This window comes from Gemmatimonadota bacterium, from assembly GCA_040388535.1.
Taxonomy (GTDB): domain Bacteria; phylum Gemmatimonadota; class Gemmatimonadetes; order Gemmatimonadales; family GWC2-71-9; genus Palsa-1233.
Map to the genome: position 1 here is coordinate 376,185 of JAZKBR010000001.1, position 15,943 is coordinate 392,127.

Genomic DNA, 15,943 nt, shown 5'->3' on the forward strand with positions numbered 1-15,943 from the left:
CGCTGCCGGTCTCAGGCGCTGGTCGACGAATCTCCGCGGACCGCTTCGCGAACCTTGGCCGCCGTACCCGGCGAGAAGATCTTCAGGATCGTGTAGAACACGAAGCCGAGGAAAGCGAACCAGAGAATCGTTCCGATCAGCCCTATCAGTGCACCGAAGATCCCGCCGAGCACCTTGAAGGCGAGCATCGCGAGAAAGGCGAAGACAGCGAAACCACCGATGTTCCGGACCATATTAGACTCCCGTGCTGGGATCGGCCGCGCCCGATGCGCGACACTGGAATATGATACGTCCGGCCCCCCGTAGAGGTTTCAACCCGAACCATATGACCCCTGGATCCGATGTCGTGGTGATTGGCGGTGGGGCCGTCGGCTCCGCCTGCGCCCGGGCCATTGCGCTCACCGGGCGTCGGGTGACCCTGCTCCAGCGTCCCGATACCCCAGGCGAGGGGTGGCGGGCAGCGGCCGGAATGCTGGCGGCCCAGATCGAGGCCGGCCCCGACGATCCGCTCTTCAACCTCGCGCTGGCCGGCCGGAGCTTCTACCGCCGCAATGCCGAGGCGCTGGCAGAGGCCGCTGGCACCGACATCGGCTTGTTGGAATGCGGCATTCTCCAGATCGCCCGTGGCGAAGTCGAGGTCGAGGCGGCCAAGGCGAAGGTGGCCTGGCAGCGGCAGCAGGGATATCGAGCCGATTGGCTCTCCCCCGAAGAAGTGGAGCAGGGCTGGCCCTGGCTTGCTCCCGGGCTTGGTGCCTTCTGGGCACCGGAAGACGGCGCCCTCGAACCGGTTCGGGCGGTGCGAGCCTTCCGTGCCGACGCCGAACGTCACGGCGCCCAGATCGTTGCCGATGTCGCGGTCGGGCTCGACCGTCGCGGCGACAAGCTGCTCGGCGTGATCGGCACCCTGGGACGCTACCCCGCCGCGCAGGTAGTGATTGCGGGCGGCGCCTGGGCCGGACGTCTCGAGCACCTGCCCCGTCCCGTGTCGGTCGAACCGGTCCGCGGCCAGATGGCGGCGTTTCGCTGGCCCGTCAATCGGCCACCGGCGATCGTGTATGGTCCCCGTTGCTACCTGCTGAAGCGTGGCGACGAATTGCTCGCGGGCGCGACGATGGAACACGCCGGCTTTGAAGTCGAAGTGACGCCGGGAGCGCTTGCCGAGCTGCTCGAGCGTGTCGCGACCATCTACCCTGCGCTCGCCAGCGAGACACCGTTGCGAAGTTGGGCCGGCCTTCGCCCCGGCACGCCGGATGGACTTCCCATCATCGGACCCGAACCACGACTCCCCGGGCTCTGGTATGCCACGGGCCACGGGCGCAACGGCATACTCCTCGCCGGAATTACCGGCGAGATCATCGCGCAGGGTATCGGTGGCGAGGAGATGCCCGACGAGTTGAAGGCGGTCCGGCCGACCCGCTTCTGGAACTGGTAGCCAGCGCTCAGGCGCGCTGCGGCGTATAGCGCGCGAGCCCACGCGAGAAGAGCGGCACGCCCACCACGACGACCATCAGCGTGATCCCGAACGGCAGCAGCGGCCCGAACGCGATCTGCAGTGCGCGGTAGCGATCGATCAGCGCAATCACGCCACCGATGATGCGATCCTCTGAATCCAGGAACGACGACGTGACCAGCATTGCCACGAGCAGCACGACGATGGCAATGAGGTAGCGGCGCCGAAACCAGAGCCCCACCGCCGCACCACCCCACGCGATCGCGACAAACCACGCCCAGCTGCTCAACACGGCGACCACCGTCGGCGGTGTTCCCGACATCGCGTGCAACAGCTGCAGCGCGACGGCTCCCGGCAGCGCCATCACACCGATCGCGAGCAGGTACCCCAGGCCGACGGTGCTCGCCGAATGCGGCAGGTGCTGCAGCCCTTCGAGTTCCCCGGTGACCCTTCCGGCGAAGAGTTGCAGCGCGATCCCTGAGGGGAGCAACGCCGCGAGCATCGGGATGTAGTGCCGCGCGAAATCGCGTGCGCCCGCTGGGCCGAAGGCCGCGACGAGGAAGAGCACCACCAGCACGACCAGTTCGCGGCGAAACTGCTCGGTGGCGAGTCGGAGTCGCAGCCGCGCCACGGCGAGGAGTGGTCCGCGCCCGATGGCACTCAGCTCGACGCGCGATCCTTTGCTCACCGACACGCCGAGCTGGGTCGGATCAAACTGATACCGGGCGAGACCCGCAGCGAAGAGAATCGCGGCCCCGGCGAAGCAGGCAATCAGCAGCGGCACGACGACGAGCAGCAGCAGCACAACGAGTTGGGAACCGGTCGCGATTCCCGTCAACGTGTGAATCGCGGCAATGAACCAGTTTTCCACTGTGACGCGCAGTGACGCCGGGAGCACCATCAGTGCGACCTGTGGCAGAAAGCCGATCGTGGTTGGCAGCCACCAGAGTCGTCGGAACGACCAACGCGCATTGAGCGCCATCAGCCACCAGAGCACCACCGTCGCGACCACCTGCCCCACCAGTGGAATCACGACGAGCGCCACGACGTCGCCCACTTCCGCCGGCCCGCTCGACTGGCGGAACCCAATGAGCAAGGCGACCAGCGCCGGGAAGAGCGGCAGGATCCGGATCGACGCGCCGAGCAGTCGTCCGGCGGCCATCACCCGGAGGGCAATCGGGAGGGTGCGATCGAATTCGAGGTGCCCGAGGACGCGATCCGCGCCGAGATGCACTAACGGACCGAACCAGGCAAACACGGCGCCGAGGAGGGCGAGCCCCCCAGGGATCATTGCCGCACTTCCTTCGAGCCGCGTCGAGATGCCTGCCGCGATGAGTGCGACGACACCCGACGCCAGACTCAGCGTGGCGCCGCGTCGCACCTCCCGGCGCAGCGTCGGCAGGAGGCCGTGCAGGTCGATCACGCGACCGGAGAGCGCAACACGCCGGCGATCAGCGTGGTCAGCTGACCCGAGGCGCGCGCCTCGGTGAGCACGGTGCCGGCGATCTCCTGCACCAGTTGGCCATCGCGCAGGAGGAGGGCGCGGTCACAGAGTGCCTCGACGTCGTCGAGGAGATGCGACGAGAAGATCAGTGCCCGATCCGGTGACGCCGCGAAACAGCGGCGCAACAATTCGAGAATCTCGAGGCGGACAACGGGATCGAGACCGTTGGTGGGCTCGTCGAGTACCAGCAACTGCGGACGATACGACTCGGCCCCGATGTAGGCGGCCTTCACTGCCGTGCCGCGCGAGAGCGTGCCGATCCGCTCGCCATCATCGAGCGACAGCCGCGCGGTAAGGTCGCGCTGATAGGCGACGTCCCAGCTGGGATAGCAATCGGCCAGAAAGGCAAACCACTCGCGCACTCGCAGCGCGCCGTCGACTTGCGGCTTCTCGGCGGCGAAGCCGACCCGCGCGCGCCAGATCGGCGGCGCCGAGAGCGGATCACGGCCCGAGAGCGCCACTCTCCCCTCGCGATCACGCAGCCGTCCGGTAATGGCCCGTAGCAGGGTGGTCTTTCCTGCGGCATTGGCGCCGAGGAGCGCCACCGTCTCGCCGCCCTGAATGGCGAAAGAAACGGGGCCAAGCGTGAACGCAGGGTACCGCACGGTGAGATCCTGCACCGACAGAATCGGTTCGTCCTCGCTCATCAGCGGCCCGGTGGGAGACGCCGGAAGGTGATGGCCTCGCGGTCACGAGGGAAGGGGTCGGCAGATCGCGGAGATCCGATGGGAGACTGGTCGCGTACCCTGGGTGTTCACCGCACCATGACCGCTTCCAATAGCCAGGAGTTCCTTCCGGATGATCACCCTGTCACGACCCGCGCGCGTCGGCCTCGCCGTCGCCCTCGGTATCGGCGCCCTGCTTGGGGCACGGCACGTCGCCGTCGCCTCCGACCACCAGGACACCGCCGACGTCGAGCTCAATCCAAAGCAGGACATGACCGACTTCTACGCCTTCCCCACCACGGCTGGCCGCATCGCGCTGATCCTCAACTCGCAGCCGTTCATTGCCCCATCCGCGGTCGCTACCGCCTCCTTCGACAAGAACCTGCTCTACCAGATCAAGGTCGACAACACCGGCGATGCGATCGAGGACAAGGTCTTCCAGATCACCTTCACCGGCACTGGCGCCACGCAGCAGGTTGAAGTGCGCGGGCCGTTCGCTCCGAGCGTGAAGGGCGCAATGCAGAACGTGGTCTCGACCGATGAGCCCGTCGTAAAGGGCAACATCAACGCCATCCTCGGTTCGTCGACCGGTGTCCAGGTCTACGCCGGCGTGCGCGACGATCCGTTCTTCATCGACCTCGAGCAGTTTTTCCGCATTCTCCCCGATCGTCGCCCGGGCACTGGGCCGCTCTCGACGCCGTCGAACGCGACCGCGTCGGCATTCCGCCCCGTGGGTCAGGCCGTTGATGCCGTGCTCGGCGCCAATCTCGCCTCGATCGTGATTGAACTGCCGACCACGATGCTGACGGCCGGTGGCAATGCCAAGATCGGTCTCTGGGGGACCATCTCCCGATGAATACTCACTCTCCCCTTTCCAGGATCGCGACGATGGCCACGTTCCGCACGGTTCCGTTGCTGCTGGTGGCAGTGCTCGCCACTGCCTGCAGTGACAACACCGACCCGATGACCACTCCGGTGGATACCAATCCGCGGATGTACAACCAGGTGCAGCGCCTCGGCAACCCGCTGGTGAGTGAAGTCTTCCTCGCCAAGCGCAGCCACGCGTTGCACGGCAGCACCGGCCCGGCCACCGACGTGGTCAACATTCGCGCCGAGCTGGTGAACTTTGTTGCCACGGTGGCGGGGCGGAATGCCACGGTGCAGAACACGCTCGCGTCGGTGCTGCTGCCGGACATGCTGATCGTGCAGACCGACAAGGATCCCACGACGGCAGGATGGCTCAGCTGGGCGCTCGCCAACGGCTATGGCGGCCGCAAGCTCTCTGATGACGTGGTTGATGCCGGGCTGATGGCGATCTTCGGGCCGCTGCTCGACCCGAGCAATGTGTCGGCCGGGCTGACGACGGACAACGTTGCCAGCGATTCGCCGTTCATCGCCACCTTCCCGTACCTGGCTCCGGCGAACCCGTGAGCCCGACGCGTGCGACCGCCCTGGCGGCGGCGGTGGTGGTGCTCAGCACGACTGCGGTCGTTGCCGTGCGCGGTCACACGCGCCCTGCTCCGCCGCCGACGTGGGATGTGGCGGCGGAGCGACACCGGCGCGATGCGGACATCGCGTGGTATCAGATGCGCGCCGAGCGCGACCCGACCGGTGCGATGGATCACCTCAAACTCGCTGCGCTCTATTTGCAGCGGGCACGCGAACGCGGCACGCCGGCCGATCTCTCACTGGCCGAAGCGGAAGCACGCACGTCGTTGCAGAATCGTCGCGCCCACAACGTCGAGGCATTTCACGCCCTCGCGATTGCACTCGTGGGGCAGCACCGGTTCCGTGAGGCCGCCGCAGCAACCGACTCGTTGCTCGCGGCCGACCCGATGGCTCCGGGGCCGCGCTCGCTTCGCGGCGAAATTGCGCTCGAACTCGGCAACTACTCTCAGGCAGACACCATCTTCTCATCCCTCGATCGCCCCGGCGCCGATGCCGCGGTCACAGCGCGAGTGGCGCGGTGGGCCTCGCTGCGCGGCCACTCGGCGCATGCGCGCACGCTGCTGCTGCGTGCTCGCAGCGAGGCGCGCAGCATGGCCGGGACACCGGCCGAGCAGATCGCCTGGTTTGACCTCCGGCTCGGTGAGCTGGCCTTGCAGGTGGGAGAGTACGGCGCCGCGCGGAGCGCGCTCGCCACTGCGGCACACGTGGTCACCGACGATCCGAGGATTCTGCTTGCCGAGGCCCGCCTCGATCTCGCGACTTCCGACCCGGCGGCAGCACTGCGCCATGCCGTGTCAGCGATGAACGCCGGCGAAGATCCGCTTGCCTTTGCCCTCGCCAGCGAGGCGCACCGGCAACTGGGGCAAGTGACAGAATCGGAGCGAATGTTCCGCGCATTCGAGACCGCCATAGCCGCCGCGCCGCCGAGTGCCTGGCACCGGCAGTGGCGCCTCGCCTTGCTCGACCGTGGCCGGCAGGTCGACGCTGTACTCGAGCAGGCCGCAACCGAACTGAAGACGCGTCAGGATATCTATGGCTGGGATCTCTATGCCTGGGCGCTTCATCGGAGCGGCCGAGACGCCGAGGCGATTGTGGCGATGCGCGAGGCGCTCCGCTGGCACACCGAAGACCGGCTGCTCCACGATCATGCTGCGGCACTGGGGATGACACCATGATCGGGACCTTCATCTCGGTTGGCTTCCGTCACATCGTCTCGATCGAGGCGCTCGATCACCTGCTCTTTCTGGCGGCACTCGCCGCGAGCTACCGCCCGCGTGACTGGCGTCACGGCTTGATGGTGGTCAGCGCATTCACCGTCGGACACAGCATCACCCTCGCGCTGGTGGCGCTCAACGTGGTGCGCTTCCCGATTCCGGTGGTGGAGTTCCTGATCCCGTGCACCATCGTGATTGCGGCGGCCGAAAATCTGTTCGACCACGGCAACCGCCCCGCCGGCGCTCTCAGACCAGTGCTTGCCGGCCTCTTCGGCCTCGTGCATGGTGCCGGCTTCGCGACCACACTGCGCGACCTGTTCGATGGCGGGGTCGCGCTGCCGCTGCTGGGCTTCAACCTCGGCATCGAACTCGGCCAGGCGCTCGTGCTGACGACTCTCGTGGGTGGACTCGCGCTTGCCGACAAGGCGCTCACCGCGGCAACGAATCGCGACCCGATGACGGCGACCCAGTGGCGGATGCGCCTCACGTCGGCCACGGTCGCCAGCGTGGCTCTCGTGCTTGCCGCGCAGCGGATACCGTGGTGAATCGGCTCCGCTCGCTCGCGCTCGTCGCTCTCATCCTTTGTGGGGGGGCCTGGCGCTGGCATCCAGTACACGCCGCGCGAGTGGAGCTCACGTCCACCGGCCGAATGGTGACTGCAACCGTTCGGGTCTACCGCGATGACTTCGCCAGTGGAGTGACCGTGGCGGCAGTCGGGGAGTACCTCTCGCGCACGCTGCGAGTGAGCGATGGCCGCGGCGCGGCCGTCGTGATGGCGGCCCGCAGTGTGACCGCTGAGGGCGATCGGCTGCGAATCGAACTGCAGGGCACCGCCGCCGCGCCTCTCGGCAACGGGCGAATCGGAGTGACCCTGTTGCAGGAACGGTTCCCGGATCAGGTCAATGTCGCCGCCATCCTGATCGATGGTCGTCGTGCACAACTGGTCTTTCTTCGAGGTGACGCTGCACAGGCACTCCCGTGATCGTCATGGCTTGTATTCGTGGGCGCCGGCGGAGTAGCATTGAGTGGGCAGCCCATGTGCCTTTCCCTCCCGGAGCCTCGTCCACCGCTTCATGCTCAGTACCGCTGCTCGTTCCGCGCCCGACGACTCCGCTCTCGTGCTTGCCATGACGCGAGGGGAAACCGCGGCGATGTCCGCCTTGTACGATCGCTATGCTCCAAACCTGCTCGGCCTCGCACTGCGGATCACGCGAGAGCAGGCCGATGCCGAGGAGGTCGTGGTCGACACCTTTGCGCAGGCGTGGCGTGAGGCTTCGCGCTTCGAGGCCGGACGTGGTTCGGTCGCTGCCTGGCTCGCGACCATTGCCCGCAGTCGCGCACTCGACACGGTGCGTTCGCGAACCCGGCGTGGTCGGCTTGCGGATGCGGCGGAGGCAGAAGTTGACTCCGCCCCGGCGATGGGCAGCGGCTTTGCGTCACCGGTCGCCAACCTGCTCGCCGACGAACGGTCACGCCGCGTACGCGACGCGATGATGGCGCTCCCTGACGCCCAGCGAGCCACCCTCGATCTCGCCTATTTCGAGGGGCTCTCCCAGTCGGAGATCGCCGAGCGATTGGGCGAACCGCTCGGGACAATCAAGACCCGGGTACGTTTGGGTCTGCGCAAACTGCGTGAGCTACTGACCGCACTCGGACCGGAGGGGTACGCATGAGCGAGTCATCGCGTCACCCCATGCACGAACTGGTCGAGGAGTATGTGCTCGACCTGCTCGACGATAGCGAGCGAGCAGCGTTCGAGGCACGTCTGGCTTCCGACCAGGCGCTGGCGCAGAGCGTCGCGGCGGCCCGTGAGGCACTGGCGGCGTCCGCGCTAAGCACGCCGGTGCAATTGCCGCCTGATCTGAAGGCCCGGGTGATGGCCAAGGCCGTCCCGCACCCGGTGCAGGAGCCAGCGGCAGAAACGAAGGTCATTCCGCTCGCCTCGGCGCGCCGCTCGACTGCGCCACTCTGGCTGGGTGCTGCTCTTGCCGCGTCGCTCCTGGCGATCGTGAAGCTGTCCGCCGACCTGACCCGCGAGCGCGCGACTACCGCCGAGGCGAGGGCAACAGTGGCGCAGGCGGCGCTGCAGATGCAGCAGCGTGATTCCACCATCGCACGGCTGACCTCGCCCGACATCGAGCTGGTGACGCTCGCGAGCACCGGAACCGTGAAGCCGTCGATCAAGGCATACGTCGACAGCAAGCGCGGGCGAATGGTGCTCGCCGTCACGTCGCTCGAGGCGGCGCCGGCAGGCAAGACCTACCAGCTCTGGTTCATCGAGACCGGGAAGGCGCCGATGCCCTCAGTCACCTTCGAGACCGATGCCAGCGGGCGCCGGATCCTGACCGATGTTCCGCTTCCGGCGGGGCCGTGGTCGGTGGCAGCGATCACAGTCGAACCGACCGGCGGTTCTGCCGCACCCACGTCGTCACCGATTCTCGCAGGCCAGCGCAGCACGCGCTGAAACGGTTCGAGACCGGTAAAGCCGTGGCGGCTTCCAGCGACCATTCGCCACGTCCATTCATCTGAGGGGGCGGTGCCAGTTGAACTCGGCGCCGCCCCCTTCTGATGAGGTCGCCCGATGCAGCTCCGGATTCTCGCGCTCGCACTTCTCCTTCCGTCTGGCTCCCTTCTCGCCCAGAAGCCGAGGCAACTCGCTCGCCCTGAGGAGTTCCCGCACGACTTCACCATCGTGCGCAGCGTTGGCGCTCTCCCTGATGGCCGTCTCGTCGTGACCGACCTGAAGGAGAACAAGGTTCAATTGCTCAATTGGTCCACGGGCAAGCTGGTCGATCTCGGAGGCGTTGGGGCCGGTCCGCGCGAGTACCGCGCGGTGGGCGGTGTCTACCACGACAAGGGCGGCGGGTTGCAGGTGTACGATCCGCAACAGCAGCGGTACCTCCCGGTCACTCCGCGAGGCGAGGTCGGCGACGTTCGCGGTGTGTCCGGGTCCGGCAGCGGCTTCCGGCTGATCCTGGATGACGGTCCCGATCAGTTCGTCACCGACACGCTCGGCGGCATCTTCACGACCGCACCCGCACCAGGGCAGGATTCGTTTCCACTGATGCGGAATGCCGCCGGGAAGGAAACCACGCTAACCCGGTTGAAGTCGCCCGAGCGTCGCACGATCACTGACCAGGCCAGCGGGTTGACCGCCAGCCGTGCGGTGAACTTCTCGCCCCGAGATGTCTGGACGCCATCACCCGATGGCTGGGTCGCCGTGGTGCGGAATCAACCGTACCGGGTCGACTGGTACTCACCGGCTGGCCAGGTCGTGCACGGTCCTGCAATTCCCTACAGCCCGCTGCCGGTGACCGAGGCCGACAAGAAGCTCATTCGCGACCAGGCGAACGCGGCCCCTCCCCGCCAGATGACGGTGAATGGGAAGCCCTACTCACTTCCCAAGGTCGAGCCGGAGTTCGCCCCGTCCAGGCCGCCCACGACCGGCCGTGCCGTTCGCGACGAGCGTGGGAGGATCTGGGTCGAACGGAGCCGGGCATCTGACACCCCCACCAGCACCTGGGACGTCATCGACCGGACCGGCGCGGTCGTCGATCGGGTGGAATTCCCGGCCGGCGTCCGGCTTATCGGCTTCGACGGGAGCTGGGCCTATGCCACCCGGACCGATAGCGATGATTTGCAGCATTTGCTGCGCTTCCGCCTCCAGTAACACTGCTCTTGGGTAGCCCCCCCAACGGGGGGCTGGCTATCTTACTGGGCTAGCGCCGGTTCAGGCCGGGGCTGTCCCCAGGGGGAGGTTCCAAGAGTCCGCGTGGCCGTACCACTCGTTCAGCTGACCCGTCAGCCCGTCGGAGCTCCGCTTCCGGAGCCCGCTCTCCCGACCGCCGTCCTGCCGCTGACCCCGGCACGGAAGCCCTCGTGGCTCAAGGTGAAGGCGCCGGGCGGGCCGACCTATCTCCATATCCAGAAGATGATGCGCGACCTGGGCCTCCACACCGTGTGCGAGGAGGCTCGTTGCCCCAACATCGGTGAATGCTGGGAGCACAAGGCCGCCACCTTCATGATTCTGGGCGATGTCTGCACCCGGAACTGCGCCTACTGCGCCGTTTCGCACGGCACCCCGAAGGCGTTCGACCCGGCCGAGCCGGCCAAGCTCGCCGAGGCCGTGGCCCGGATGGGGCTCGAGCACGTGGTGATCACCTCGGTCGATCGCGACGATCTGCCCAACGGTGGGGCCGAGGCCTTTGCCGGTTGCATCACCGAGATCAAGAAGCGCCTCCCCGAGACTTCGGTCGAGGTACTGATCCCCGATTTCAAGGGATCGGAGCGCGCGCTGCAGCTAGTGATGGATGCGAAGCCGGACATCCTCAACCACAACCTCGAGACCGCCGAGCGGCTCTATCGTCTCGCGCGCCCGGGTGGCCGCTACGATCGCGCGCTGAAGGTGCTCGCGAATGCCCGCGCGATGGATGCCACCGCCCTCACGAAGTCGGGGATCATCCTCGGCATGGGTGAGGAGTGGGACGAGATCATCACCTGCCTGCGCGATCTGCGCCGCAGTGATGTCAACATCGTGACCCTCGGCCAGTATCTCCGGCCGTCGGATGGTCACTTGCCGGTGGTGCGATACTACACGCCGGATGAATTCGCCGAACTCAAGGAGATCGGGATGAAGCTGGGCTTCTCGCACGTCGAGAGCTCGCCGCTCACCCGCTCTTCCTACCATGCCTGGGACCAGGCCCGCTCCGCCAAGGGGACGACTTGATGGCTGTGTCGACCGACAACAATCCGCGATCGAAGCGTCGCGGCGCCGAGGCACCGTTCGCCGACCAGTATCGTGACTGGCTGCGGACCATGCTCCTCATCCGTCACTTCGAGGAGCGCGCCGGCGAGGCCTACTCGATCGGCCAGATAGGCGGCTTCTGCCACCTCTACACGGGACAGGAAGCGGTCGCCGTCGGAACCATCTCCGCGCTGCGGAGCGACGACTACATCGTGAGCGCCTATCGCGAGCATGGCCAGGCACTCGCGCGCGGGATGACGCCGAATTCGATCATGGCCGAGTTGTTCGGCAAGGCGACCGGCTGCTCCAAAGGGAAGGGCGGGTCGATGCACCTGTTCGACTTTGCCAAGGGCTTCATGGGCGGGCACGGAATCGTCGGTGGCCAGATTCCGCTCGGTGCCGGTTTCGCGTGGGCCGCGAAGTACCGCAAGACCGATCAGGTCTCGCTGACCTACTTCGGAGAAGCAGCCGCGAATATCGGCTCCTTCCACGAGGCGCTGAACATGGCGGGCCTCTGGAAGCTGCCGGCGATCTTCGTGATCGAGAACAACGGCTACGGCATGGGCACCGCCGTCAAGCGTGCGGCCGCCATCACCGATCTCTATCTCCGCGCCGCCTCCTACGGGATGCCTGGTGTGGAAGTCGATGGTCAGGATGTGGTCGCGGTGCGGCAGGCAATGGATGCCGCCGTGGCTCGCGCCCGTGCCGGCGAAGGCCCGACCCTGCTCGACATCCGCTGCTTCCGCTACGTGGGGCATTCGATGTCGGATGCGGCGAGCGGGACCTACCGCAGCAAGGAAGAGCTCGATGCATCGCGGATGCGTGATCCGATTGCCTTGCTCGAGGCGCGGATGCGCGACCTCGATCTGCTCGACGATGCCACCCTCGCGGCGATGGATGCCGAGGTGATCGCCGAGGTGGCTGCGTCGGTCGTCTTCGCCGAAGAATCACCCGACCCGGATCCGTCGGAACTCTGGACCGACGTGTATGCGCCGGAGGGCCAATAAATGGCCGTGATCACATATCGAGACGCGCTGAACCAGGCGCTTCGCGAAGAGATGCAGCGGGACGGCGACGTCTTCCTCATGGGCGAGGAAGTGGCCGAGTACAACGGCGCCTACAAGGTGTCGAAGGGGCTGCTCGAGGAATTCGGGCCGATGCGCGTCGTCGACACCCCGATCGCCGAGCTGGGCTTCGCCGGCATCGGCGTCGGGGCCGCGATGGTCGGGCTCAAGCCGGTCATCGAGATGATGACCTGGAACTTCGCGCTGCTGGCGATCGACCAGATCGTGAATGCCGCCGCCAAGGTGCGCTACATGAGCGGTGGCCAGATTGGCTGCCCGATCGTGGTGCGCGGCCCCGGCGGAGCCGCACTGCAGCTCGGCGCGCAGCACTCGCAGGCGTTCGAGAGCTGGTATGCCCACATCCCCGGCCTCAAGGTGGTGATGCCCGCGACACCGGCCGACGCCAAGGGATTGCTCAAGTCGGCGATCCGCGATCCGAACCCGGTCGTCTTCATCGAGGGCGAGATGCTCTACAACCTCAAGGGCGAAGTCCCCGAGGGTGAGTACCTGATCCCGCTCGGCAAGGCCGACATCAAGCGCGCCGGCAACGATGTCACGATCATCTGCCACTCGAAGACGGTCGCGCCGGCGCTCAACGCGGCGAAGAGCCTTGCCGACGAGGGGATCGATGCGGAAGTGATCGACCTCCGCACCATCCGCCCGCTCGACGAGGCCGCCATTCTCGCCTCGGTCGCGAAGACCCATCGCTGCGTCGTCGCCGAAGAGGGGTGGGCGTTCGCGGGTGTGGGCGCGCAGGTGGTCGATCTGATCCAGCGCGAAGCGTTCAACGATCTCGATGCCCCGGTACTCCGCGTCACGCAGGCCGACGTGCCGATGCCCTACAACAAGCACCTCGAAAAGGCCGCCAAGGCGGACGCGGGGAAGATCTCCGCGGCCGTCCGCCGCGTCTGCTACAAGGACTGACGACATGGCGACCAAGGTGGTGATGGAAGCGCTCTCGCCGACGATGGAAGAAGGCCGCCTCGTCGAGTGGAAGAAGAACGAAGGTGACCCGGTCGCCGTGGGCGATGTCCTCGCCGAAGTCGAGACTGACAAGGCGGTGATGGAGCTCGTCGCGCGCGGCGCAGGCGTGCTGCTCAAGCAGGTCGCGGCAGCGGGCACCACGATTCCTGTCGCGCAGGTGGTCGCGTGGATCGGCACCGCTGGCGAGGCGATACCGGGTGGCGATGCCGCTCCGGCAGCTGCAGCCGCCGCTCCAACCGCCGCGCCGGCAACGCCGGCCGCACCCGCAGCGCCAGCCCCTACTCCGCCTGCCGAAGCCCCGACGCCCAACGCGGCTTCAGCCGCCGTCGGGCGCGTGAAGGCCTCCCCCCTCGCGAAGCGTATCGCCGCCGACAAGGGCGTCGACATCGCGACCATCGCGGGTTCGGGTCCCGAGGGTCGCGTCATCGCGCGCGACCTCGAGGGGGTCAGCGCTGGTGCACCGGCGCGGATGCGTGGCGAGGGTGGCGTCTCGGTCTCGTCCTTCAACGACGTGCCACTGTCGCAGATGCGGAAGGCGATCGCGAAGCGGCTGGTGCAGTCGATCGGCCCGATCCCGACCTTCTATCTCACGGCCGAAGTCGATATGGAGCGCGCGAACGATGCGCGCGTAGCCCTGCTCGCGCTCGATGAGAAGGGGAAGTTCTCCTTCAACGACCTGATCATCCGGGCCGCCGCCGCCGCACTGCGGCAGCATCCCAACGTCAACGCCTGGTGGATGGAAGATTCGATCCGGCAGTGGCAGGATGTGCATATCGGCGTGGCCGTGGCCATCGACGACGGCCTGATCACGCCGATCATCCGCAATGCCGATCAGAAGGGACTGCGCGCGATCTCGGCCGAAGTCCGCGAACTCGCTGGCCGTGCGCGCGAGAAGAAGCTCAAACCCGAGGAATACACCGGCGCGACCTTCTCGATCTCGAACCTCGGCATGTTCGGCATCGACGAATTCACGGCGATCATCAACCCGCCCGAATCGGCCATTCTCGCCGTCGGCCGGATCGAACAGAAGCCGGTCGTCCACGACGGCCAGATCGTGGCGCGTCGCCGGATGCGGATCACGCTCTCCTGTGATCACCGGGTGATCGATGGTGCCAGCGGCGCCGCGTTCCTGAAGACGCTGGTGGGGATGCTGGAGAACCCGTTGGCGATGATCTGGTAGCACTGCAGGATGACAGATGACAGATGACAGATGACAGATGACAGATGACGGATGACAGATGACAGATGACGGGTGGCAGATCAGAGGTCACGGAATCGCGAATCGCGCTCGCGACGTATCCATCATCTGTCATCTGTCATCGACCATCCTTTTGAGGTCTGACCTTAAATCGGAGTTCAACTCCCGTGGCAAATAGTTCGTTCGACGTCGTCATCGTTGGTGGCGGGCCGGCCGGGTATCCGGCGGCGATTCGCGCCTCGCAACTCGGCCTCAGCGCCGTCGTGATCGAGAAAGACAAGCTCGGTGGCGTCTGCGTCAACATCGGCTGCATCCCGACCAAGGCGCTGCTGCACAGCGCGTCGACCGCCAACCTGATCCGCAAGGACGGCAAGGAGCTCGGCATCGAGGTGGGCGAGGTCAAGGTCGACTATGGCGTCGCGATGAAGCGCTCGCGCAAGGTCGCCGACCAGAACTCGAAGGGCGCCGAGTTCCTGATGAAGAAGAACAAGGTCACCGTCATCAAGGGCACCGGCACGCTCACGTCGGCCACTACCGTGAAGGTCGGCGAGGATATCATCACCGCGAAGAAGGCGATCGTGCTCGCGACCGGCTCGCGCACCAAGGGGATTCCGCAGGTCGGCCTCGCGGTCAACGGTACCACGGTGATCACCTCGGACGAGGCCCTCTTCCTCGAAAAGGCGCCGAAGAGTCTCGCCATCGTGGGCGCTGGAGCTGTCGGGTCGGAATTCGCCGACATCTTCAACGCGTTCGGGAGCGAGGTCACCCTCATCGAGGCGTTGCCGCGCATCCTGCCGATCGAAGATGCCGAGTGCTCCGACGTGATCGCGAAGTCGTTCAAGAAGCGCGGCATCAACGTCCTGGCCGGCGTGAAGGTCGTGAAGGCCGACGTGAAGGCCGACGGCGTCACCATCACTGTCGAGGTCGGTGGCAAGACCGAAACGATCACGGCCGAGAAGGTGCTGATGGCGGCGGGTCGCGCGGTGAACACCGAGGGGATCGGCCTCGAACAGGTCGGCGTGAAGCTGACCGATCGCGGCTTCATCCAGGTCAACCCGGCGACGCTCGAGACCACCGTGAAGGGCGTCTACTCGATCGGCGATGTCGCTGGCCCGCCGATGCTGGCCCACAAGGGGACGCGCGAAGGAATCCACGTTGCCGAAGTGATCGCCGGACACAAGCCGAAGGCGATCGACTACACCAACGTGCCGAGCGTGACCTACTGCCACCCGGAAGTCGCGTCGGTCGGACTTACGGAGGAACAGGCGAAGGCGGCCGGGATGGATATCCAGGTCGGACGCTTCCCCTTCTCCGCCAACGGCCGGGCGCGTGCCACCAACGAGACCGATGGCTTCGTCAAGATCATTCGCGGCAAGAAGTACGGCGAGATCGTCGGCGCGCATATCGTCAGCGGTCACGCGTCGGAGATGATCGGCGAGCTGGTAATGGCCCGCACCAATGAGTACACGGTGGAAGAGGTCGATCTCGCTATTCACGCCCATCCGACCCTCTCCGAAGCGATCGCCGAGGCGGCGCTCGACTCGATGGGCCGCGCGGTGCATATCTAGAGACTAGAGACTAGAGATCAGAGACTAGAGGTGGTCGCCTTCGTGCCCTCTCTAGTCTCTAGTCTCTAGTCTCTAGTCTCTAGTCTCTAGTCTCTAGTCTCTA

General features: G+C 66.4%; 17 protein-coding genes. 14 read left to right on the forward strand and 3 right to left on the reverse strand.

Going from position 1 to position 15,943, the window contains the following annotated elements; all coding sequences use genetic code 11:
- Positions 1-11 precede the first annotated feature (11 nt).
- Complete coding sequence (locus V4558_01760) at positions 12-233, reverse strand: hypothetical protein (protein ID MES2304200.1); 222 nt, start codon at positions 231-233, stop codon at positions 12-14.
- A gap of 92 nt (positions 234-325) precedes the next feature.
- Here V4558_01760 and thiO point away from each other — a divergent pair, with 92 nt between their 5' ends.
- Positions 326-1,432: a glycine oxidase ThiO gene (thiO, locus tag V4558_01765; protein MES2304201.1), complete on the forward strand. Its 1,107-nt coding sequence runs from the start codon at positions 326-328 to the stop codon at positions 1,430-1,432.
- Between the two features lie 7 nt (positions 1,433-1,439).
- Here the strand turns inward: thiO and V4558_01770 are convergent, their stop codons facing one another.
- A complete protein-coding gene (locus V4558_01770; GenBank protein ID MES2304202.1) occupies positions 1,440-2,873 on the reverse strand; it encodes a hypothetical protein in 1,434 nt (477 codons plus the stop codon).
- A complete protein-coding gene (locus V4558_01775) occupies positions 2,870-3,601 on the reverse strand; it encodes an ABC transporter ATP-binding protein (GenBank protein MES2304203.1) in 732 nt (243 codons plus the stop codon). Before V4558_01775 ends, V4558_01770 begins: the two co-directional genes overlap by 4 nt.
- 151 nt (positions 3,602-3,752) lie before the next feature.
- On the opposite strand from V4558_01775, the gene V4558_01780 reads away from it, so the two are divergent.
- The 13 genes from V4558_01780 to lpdA all read left to right on the forward strand — a co-directional run bounded on the left by V4558_01780 (position 3,753) and on the right by lpdA (position 15,840).
- Entirely contained in the window at positions 3,753-4,475 is a 723-nt protein-coding gene (locus tag V4558_01780; protein ID MES2304204.1) for a DUF4331 family protein, read from the forward strand.
- Entirely contained in the window at positions 4,472-5,050 is a 579-nt protein-coding gene (locus V4558_01785) for a DUF4331 family protein (GenBank protein MES2304205.1), read from the forward strand. The genes V4558_01780 and V4558_01785 overlap by 4 nt, the downstream gene beginning before the upstream one ends.
- On the forward strand, positions 5,047-6,243 hold the full coding sequence (locus V4558_01790; GenBank protein ID MES2304206.1) for a hypothetical protein: 1,197 nt from the start codon (positions 5,047-5,049) through the stop codon (positions 6,241-6,243). Before V4558_01785 ends, V4558_01790 begins: the two co-directional genes overlap by 4 nt.
- The gene (locus tag V4558_01795; GenBank protein ID MES2304207.1) at positions 6,240-6,827 is read left to right on the forward strand and encodes a HupE/UreJ family protein; all 588 of its coding nucleotides are present in this window, start codon (positions 6,240-6,242) and stop codon (positions 6,825-6,827) included. The genes V4558_01790 and V4558_01795 overlap by 4 nt, the downstream gene beginning before the upstream one ends.
- Positions 6,824-7,264, forward strand: coding sequence for a DUF6702 family protein (locus V4558_01800; protein MES2304208.1), 441 nt, complete (start codon positions 6,824-6,826; stop codon positions 7,262-7,264). The genes V4558_01795 and V4558_01800 overlap by 4 nt, the downstream gene beginning before the upstream one ends.
- Positions 7,265-7,355: 91 nt before the next feature.
- Positions 7,356-7,955, forward strand: coding sequence for a sigma-70 family RNA polymerase sigma factor (locus tag V4558_01805; GenBank protein ID MES2304209.1), 600 nt, complete (start codon positions 7,356-7,358; stop codon positions 7,953-7,955).
- Positions 7,952-8,746: an anti-sigma factor gene (locus tag V4558_01810; GenBank protein ID MES2304210.1), complete on the forward strand. Its 795-nt coding sequence runs from the start codon at positions 7,952-7,954 to the stop codon at positions 8,744-8,746. Before V4558_01805 ends, V4558_01810 begins: the two co-directional genes overlap by 4 nt.
- Positions 8,747-8,863: 117 nt before the next feature.
- Positions 8,864-9,952 (forward strand): hypothetical protein, encoded by a 1,089-nt coding sequence (locus V4558_01815; protein MES2304211.1) that lies wholly within the window; start codon positions 8,864-8,866, stop codon positions 9,950-9,952.
- Between the two features lie 102 nt (positions 9,953-10,054).
- Positions 10,055-11,008, forward strand: coding sequence for a lipoyl synthase (gene lipA / locus V4558_01820; protein MES2304212.1), 954 nt, complete (start codon positions 10,055-10,057; stop codon positions 11,006-11,008).
- Positions 11,008-12,033, forward strand: a complete 1,026-nt coding sequence (pdhA, locus tag V4558_01825; GenBank protein MES2304213.1) for a pyruvate dehydrogenase (acetyl-transferring) E1 component subunit alpha — start codon at positions 11,008-11,010, stop codon at positions 12,031-12,033. Before lipA ends, pdhA begins: the two co-directional genes overlap by 1 nt.
- Positions 12,034-13,014: a pyruvate dehydrogenase complex E1 component subunit beta gene (locus V4558_01830; protein MES2304214.1), complete on the forward strand. Its 981-nt coding sequence runs from the start codon at positions 12,034-12,036 to the stop codon at positions 13,012-13,014.
- A 4-nt stretch (positions 13,015-13,018) separates the two neighbouring features.
- Positions 13,019-14,254, forward strand: coding sequence for a dihydrolipoamide acetyltransferase family protein (locus V4558_01835; protein ID MES2304215.1), 1,236 nt, complete (start codon positions 13,019-13,021; stop codon positions 14,252-14,254).
- A 185-nt stretch (positions 14,255-14,439) separates the two neighbouring features.
- Positions 14,440-15,840, forward strand: a complete 1,401-nt coding sequence (gene lpdA / locus V4558_01840) for a dihydrolipoyl dehydrogenase (protein MES2304216.1) — start codon at positions 14,440-14,442, stop codon at positions 15,838-15,840.
- Positions 15,841-15,943: the final 103 nt, after the last annotated feature.

What these genes read in the sequence shown, in the direction of transcription:
- thiO (MES2304201.1), top strand. Translation starts at nt 326, where the DNA reads ATGACCCCTGGATCCGATGTCGTGGTGATTGGCGGTGGGGCCGTCGGC.
- V4558_01760 (MES2304200.1), bottom strand. Translation starts at nt 233, where the DNA reads ATGGTCCGGAACATCGGTGGTTTCGCTGTCTTCGCCTTTCTCGCGATG.
- V4558_01785 (MES2304205.1), top strand. Translation starts at nt 4,472, where the DNA reads ATGAATACTCACTCTCCCCTTTCCAGGATCGCGACGATGGCCACGTTC.
- V4558_01835 (MES2304215.1), top strand. Translation starts at nt 13,019, where the DNA reads ATGGCGACCAAGGTGGTGATGGAAGCGCTCTCGCCGACGATGGAAGAA.
- V4558_01805 (MES2304209.1), top strand. Translation starts at nt 7,356, where the DNA reads ATGCTCAGTACCGCTGCTCGTTCCGCGCCCGACGACTCCGCTCTCGTG.
- V4558_01810 (MES2304210.1), top strand. Translation starts at nt 7,952, where the DNA reads ATGAGCGAGTCATCGCGTCACCCCATGCACGAACTGGTCGAGGAGTAT.
- V4558_01775 (MES2304203.1), bottom strand. Translation starts at nt 3,601, where the DNA reads ATGAGCGAGGACGAACCGATTCTGTCGGTGCAGGATCTCACCGTGCGG.
- pdhA (MES2304213.1), top strand. Translation starts at nt 11,008, where the DNA reads ATGGCTGTGTCGACCGACAACAATCCGCGATCGAAGCGTCGCGGCGCC.
- V4558_01780 (MES2304204.1), top strand. Translation starts at nt 3,753, where the DNA reads ATGATCACCCTGTCACGACCCGCGCGCGTCGGCCTCGCCGTCGCCCTC.
- V4558_01815 (MES2304211.1), top strand. Translation starts at nt 8,864, where the DNA reads ATGCAGCTCCGGATTCTCGCGCTCGCACTTCTCCTTCCGTCTGGCTCC.
- V4558_01830 (MES2304214.1), top strand. Translation starts at nt 12,034, where the DNA reads ATGGCCGTGATCACATATCGAGACGCGCTGAACCAGGCGCTTCGCGAA.
- V4558_01795 (MES2304207.1), top strand. Translation starts at nt 6,240, where the DNA reads ATGATCGGGACCTTCATCTCGGTTGGCTTCCGTCACATCGTCTCGATC.